Below are 4963 nucleotides of genomic sequence, written 5' to 3' on the forward strand. Positions count from 1 at the left end.
TCGAACGATAGAAAATCTTCACTCAAGTAGTGCTAATCTCTATCGATTGGGCCGAAATATTACAAAAACTCTATCATCACAATTTCAGATTGAATTATCTTTTACTCCCACTGCAATTCTTGGTAATGAAAAGGATATTCGCTATTTTTTTGCCCAATACTTTTCTGAGCGCTATTATTTCCTAGATTGGCCTTTTCCTGACCTTCCTGAAGAAGATTTAACAGAGTTTGCTGATTTCTTCTATAAAATAACGAATTACCCGATGCGATTTTCAATTTATAGAATGTACAAATTGATGATAGCTATCAGTATTTACCGCGTCAAAAATGGTCATTTCATCGACTTACCAAATTATTTCTTCGATGAATACTACCCTCTTTTGATGAATATTCCAAATTTTGAGGAGCTACTTGTCCATTTCTCTGAAAAACTGGGACTTGAAATCACTCCAGATATCATCGCCCAAATTTTTATATCCTTTATTCAAAACAATCTTTTCTTAGATCCTCAAGAATTCTTCAACTCTTTAGAAGAGAACAGTGAAGCAAGATACTCTTACCAATTACTTAGTCAAATATTAGAACGCCTATCAAAACAATATAAGATTACTTTTACCAACCACGATGAGCTGATTTGGCATTTACACAACACTGCTTTCTTTGAAAGACAGGAAATCTTTTCTACCCCAATCTTATTTGAACAAAAAGCATTGACGATTAAAAAATTTGAAGTTTACTTCCCAGACTTTATGGGAAGTGCACGTCAAGAACTGGCTCAATACCGTCAAGCAATTGGACAGCATGACCATCCTGAACAGTTGGAACACTTGATGTACACCATCTTAACCCATGCTGAAAACCTCTCTACTCAGTTGTTAGAGAATCGACCACCTATCAAGGTTTTGATTATCAGTAACTTCGACCATGCTATATCCCTTACCTTTGTGGATATGCTTTCCTATTACTGTAATAACCGCTTTACCTTCGATATTTGGGATGAATTACAAACAAGTCCTGAGATTTTAAATCAGACAGATTATGATATCATCGTGTCTAATTTCTATATTCCAGGGATCACTAAAAAGTTTATTTGCCGAAACCATCTGTCAATCATGGACTTGGTCAATCATCTTAATACTTTATCAAATGAGATTCATATATCCAATACTTTATAAGTTATCAAAAAAGTCAGCATAATCGTGCTGACTTTTTCTCTTATCTGATTTCTATACTTCCTTAACAAAAACTAATTCCTGTTGCTGGGACAGGTCTTCTCGGTAGTTAAATCCTGCAAAGCTTAAGCGACGAGCTTCCTCCACCGTCTGCACTTGATTTTCTATCAGGACAGTTAGGAAGGCACCACGCGCTTTCTTGGAAATAGTTGAATGAATCTTCAGCTGACCACCCTTGTCCTCCATGAATTTGAAGGTCACCATTTTTTCTCTGATTTCCTTAGAAAATACGGTCTCAAACTCGGATGACAAGAGAGAGAAAATCACTTCTTCCTGCTTCATAGCCTCATCATAGGCTGCCTTCCAATACCTCTTCAAAGTCTTACCAGCGACTTTTAATTTCATCAAAAAGTCCAAACGGTGAGGTGGCATAGGTGACAAGGCTGGAACGACTCCGTACAAAGCCGAAGTGATGAGGACATGATTTTCAAGATAGGCTTGTTCTGCCTCGGTCAATTTATCTCGCTTGATATGGCGGTACATAAGCCCATCAAAAAGTTTCAAGGCTGGGTAGTGTTGAGCAGTTTGCCTTTTCAAAGCTTTGATATTTTGAAATTCTTCCGCAGCTTTCTCGGCTGAAACTTTGTAAAAACTCTCCAATTGACTAGCAGAATAGAGGGCCAAGGCATTCAGCACGGCCTGACTTTCTGGTTTTAAAGGAGAGGCTTCAATACTTGGCAAGTCTGTGTTCATTTCTTTTGCTGTTGGGATTAAAATTTTCATATTGATAGTGTAGCATATTTTTTAGCCACAACCAAGAAATTCATCTGAAAAACCTCGGTTTGACCGAGGTTTCTCTATTTATTTTGGCCATCCTAACCAGACAGCCACGAGAACAAGGGCTATGCCAGCTAAGCTTGTTAAGATAGATAAGAATTTATCTTTTTTCTCCTTGAAATGAGAAAAACCTATCTTCAAAGCGAGCAGTCCGAGTAGCATTGAAGCAAGCATCAAATAAAAACCCATTTCTTTGTCCTCCATTAGTCTTAATTTACCTTATTATAACATATACTTTCTGAGAAAACCTATTTTTATACTCAATGAAAATCAAAGAGCAAACTAGGAAGCTAGCCGCAGGCTGCTCAAAACACTTTTTGAGGTTGCAGATAGAGCTGACGTAGTTTGAAGAGATTTTCGAAGAATATTATTGTACTTTAAAAGTCTTGAGATAATTGTCTTTTCCTACTTGACCTTCGAAGGTTTTACCATTTTCAAGATAAGGGAGGTCATCTGATACAGAGGCCTTGACCTTGTAAATCTTGCCATCAACTTTAAAGAAGTAGACGGTGTCTCCCTTGATAACAGCTGATTTAAGGTCTGCTACCACTCCCTTGATACTTTCAGTTGTTGCATTGTCAATCTCAAGGTCGTTTTTATTGGCATATTTACTGAGCAGTTCTTCTACTGTGGTAGCTACGATAACATTTTGGTACTCGACTGCGTCAACCAAGGCGTACTCTTTGACCAAGCCAGCATTGTCCTTCAAGCCCATGATGTAGAGAGGCTTGTCATTGAGGTTGATGAGGATTGGGAAGGTTGCCTTGTAGGATTTCTCCTGAACAGCACCTTCGGCTGATTCACGGGCCGATTCTTCGGTCGCAGAAGCCAAGCTGTACTTCGTGATTTCTCCTGTCCGCATATTTTCTAGGATAAAACCAAGATTACTTTCATCTGCATTGGCCGATGTCACACCTGTGTAGAGGTAGATGTCATTACCGATAGACAAATAATTATAGCCCTTGGTAGTTTGGGTCACGTTTTTCTTGGAAATCATGGCATTCCAGAAACCGTCCTTGTACTTACCATTGTAATTGATTTGCTCAATGGTTTCCTCAGCTGGATAAACCCTGTCTACCCATTCCGGAACATCTGATAAGCTGTATTCCCTGGTCTCTCCATTTGTGGCGTCCAAGATAATGACTGAAACAGGACGAGGAACTGCAAGCCCAAATTGCTTTTGGTAAACCGTTGCTACATAGAAAGGATTGCCCTCATCGTCCACCTCAAAAGATGGAGACTTGAATATTTTAGTTGGGTACTTCAAGCGCAGGTGACGTTTGACATCACGGTTAAAATATTCCGAGTCTGAATATTTGATTGGTGTCTTCAAGTCCACCAAGTCCGCATTTCCAGTCACCATGTCTACCTTGATATACTCGCCGATTCCCTTGGCCTGATTATTAAACCACTTGATAGGATCTGCGTATTCTAGTGGTGTAACCCGATAAGGCTTCCCATCAATTGTCAATTGGGTATAGGTATCTGCCGCTACGTACTGCGACACCTTATCTGTTAGGGAACCCAAGTAGCGGTCCCCAATTTTTTCAGCGGTACTTCTATCTAAGATAGGAACCTTACTGGTATCAGTCTTAGGAAAATCAGTAAAGTCTTTTTCCGTAACCGTGACTACATTGGCATAATTTTTAGCCTGAAAAATGCTAGAAGTTACCAAGGAAACCAAGGCTGCTAAGAGAAGAATTCCTCCAATAGAAGCTAAAAGGATTTTCCCTAACCGATTGATTTTGAAACCCTCAAGATTTAAGGCAGCTTCCGCCTTGCCGTGGCGCACATGAACCGTTTTTACCAGATTGATTCCCTTGCCAAAGCCAAATAAGATTGCTACAACCAGCAAATGCCCACAGAGGAAAAAGAGAAATTCCCAGCTGGTCAGGTTAAGAGGCGGTAAAAAGATATACCAGGTCGTTGCGATAAAAATAAGTTCAAAGACTATTCGTTTCATTTGCTTTCCTCCTAAATGATTCGTCCTTCCAAGTGATCCAGTTCATGCTGGCAAATCTGAGCCGGGAAGCCTGTCAAAGTAATGGTCTGTTCCTGCCACTTGCTGTCACAATAGGCAACCCTTATGATTTCATAACGCTTAGTAGGTCTCACACCTGTCAAGGACAAACAACCTTCCTCTGTCTCATAAACTCCTTCAGAGGACAGGAGCACTGGGTTAAACATGACCACAGGAACCAAGCCAAGATTAAAGATAATCACGCGCTTCTGCACCCCAATCATATTGGCAGCCAGACCGACACAAGTCTCACGATTTGCTAAAAGCGTATCCTGCAAATCTCTAGCAAGATAAAGGTCTTCCTGACTTGCCGGCTGAGACACCTGAGATAAAAACAAAATATCCTTTACAATTTTCTTCTCCACTTCCTCACACTCCACTTACTTTTTACTATATTATAGCAATTATAGCACAAAAGCCGATAACTGCAAGCCCTTTCCCTAAACTGTAGCAAAAAGCCATCCGAAGATGACTTTTTTTCTATTTGTAAATTCTTAATCTTTTTTAACTTTAAACAATAGGACGCCAGATAGGGCTGATAAGAATCCGACTACTAGCAAAATAGAATCATGACTAGCTGTCTCTGGTAGTTTACCAGCTTCCTTTGTTTCACTTATTATTGGAGTTTCTGGGTGCTTTGGCTCCTCAGGCGCTGGACTTGCTGGAGTCTTTGGTTGCTCAGCAGTCGGAACTTCAGGTTGCTTGGGTTCCTTAGGGGATGGTTTTTCGGGAACCTTAGGTTGAGCAACAGCTGGAACTTCGGGGCGCTTTGGCTCCGCAGGTACTGGACTTGCTGGAGTTTTTGGTTGCTCAACAGTCGGCACTCCCGGCTGTTTAGGGTCCTCAGGTGTTGGTTTTTCAGGATTCTTAGGTTGATCTACCGTCGGTACTTCTGGGTGCTTTGGCTCCTCAGGGGTTGGAGCTTCTGGCGTCTT

6 protein-coding genes are annotated in these 4963 nt (G+C 40.6%); 1 reads left to right on the plus strand and 5 read right to left on the minus strand.

The window, feature by feature from the left end; genetic code table 11:
- On the plus strand, positions 1 to 1174 hold a 1174-nt coding region (gene pclR, locus ACLNCN_RS03280), incomplete at its 5' end, for a virulence transcriptional activator PclR (protein WP_424844609.1).
- 51 nt (positions 1175 to 1225) lie between these two features.
- Here pclR and yaaA read toward each other — a convergent pair.
- The 5 genes from yaaA to ACLNCN_RS03305 all read right to left on the minus strand — a co-directional run.
- Positions 1226 to 1954 carry a peroxide stress protein YaaA gene (gene yaaA, locus ACLNCN_RS03285; RefSeq protein ID WP_424844610.1) on the minus strand — a complete coding sequence of 243 codons (729 nt, stop codon included), beginning with the start codon at positions 1952 to 1954 and terminating at the stop codon, positions 1226 to 1228.
- Positions 1955 to 2032: 78 nt separating this feature from the next.
- Positions 2033 to 2197, minus strand: a complete 165-nt coding sequence (locus tag ACLNCN_RS03290; RefSeq protein ID WP_261141944.1) for a YczI family protein — start codon at positions 2195 to 2197, stop codon at positions 2033 to 2035.
- A 178-nt stretch (positions 2198 to 2375) separates the two neighbouring features.
- Positions 2376 to 3971: a hypothetical protein gene (locus ACLNCN_RS03295; protein ID WP_424844611.1), complete on the minus strand. Its 1596-nt coding sequence runs from the start codon at positions 3969 to 3971 to the stop codon at positions 2376 to 2378.
- Positions 3972 to 3982: 11 nt separating this feature from the next.
- Complete coding sequence (locus ACLNCN_RS03300; RefSeq protein ID WP_000412230.1) at positions 3983 to 4393, minus strand: peptide deformylase; 411 nt, start codon at positions 4391 to 4393, stop codon at positions 3983 to 3985.
- Between the two features lie 129 nt (positions 4394 to 4522).
- A partial coding sequence (locus ACLNCN_RS03305) for an LPXTG cell wall anchor domain-containing protein (RefSeq protein WP_424844612.1) occupies positions 4523 to 4963 on the minus strand: 441 nt, incomplete at its 5' end.

Source organism: Streptococcus sp. CL8.13 (genome assembly GCF_049737895.1).

What these genes read in the sequence shown, in the direction of transcription:
- ACLNCN_RS03295 (WP_424844611.1), bottom strand. Translation starts at nt 3,971, where the DNA reads ATGAAACGAATAGTCTTTGAACTTATTTTTATCGCAACGACCTGGTAT.
- yaaA (WP_424844610.1), bottom strand. Translation starts at nt 1,954, where the DNA reads ATGAAAATTTTAATCCCAACAGCAAAAGAAATGAACACAGACTTGCCA.
- ACLNCN_RS03290 (WP_261141944.1), bottom strand. Translation starts at nt 2,197, where the DNA reads ATGGGTTTTTATTTGATGCTTGCTTCAATGCTACTCGGACTGCTCGCT.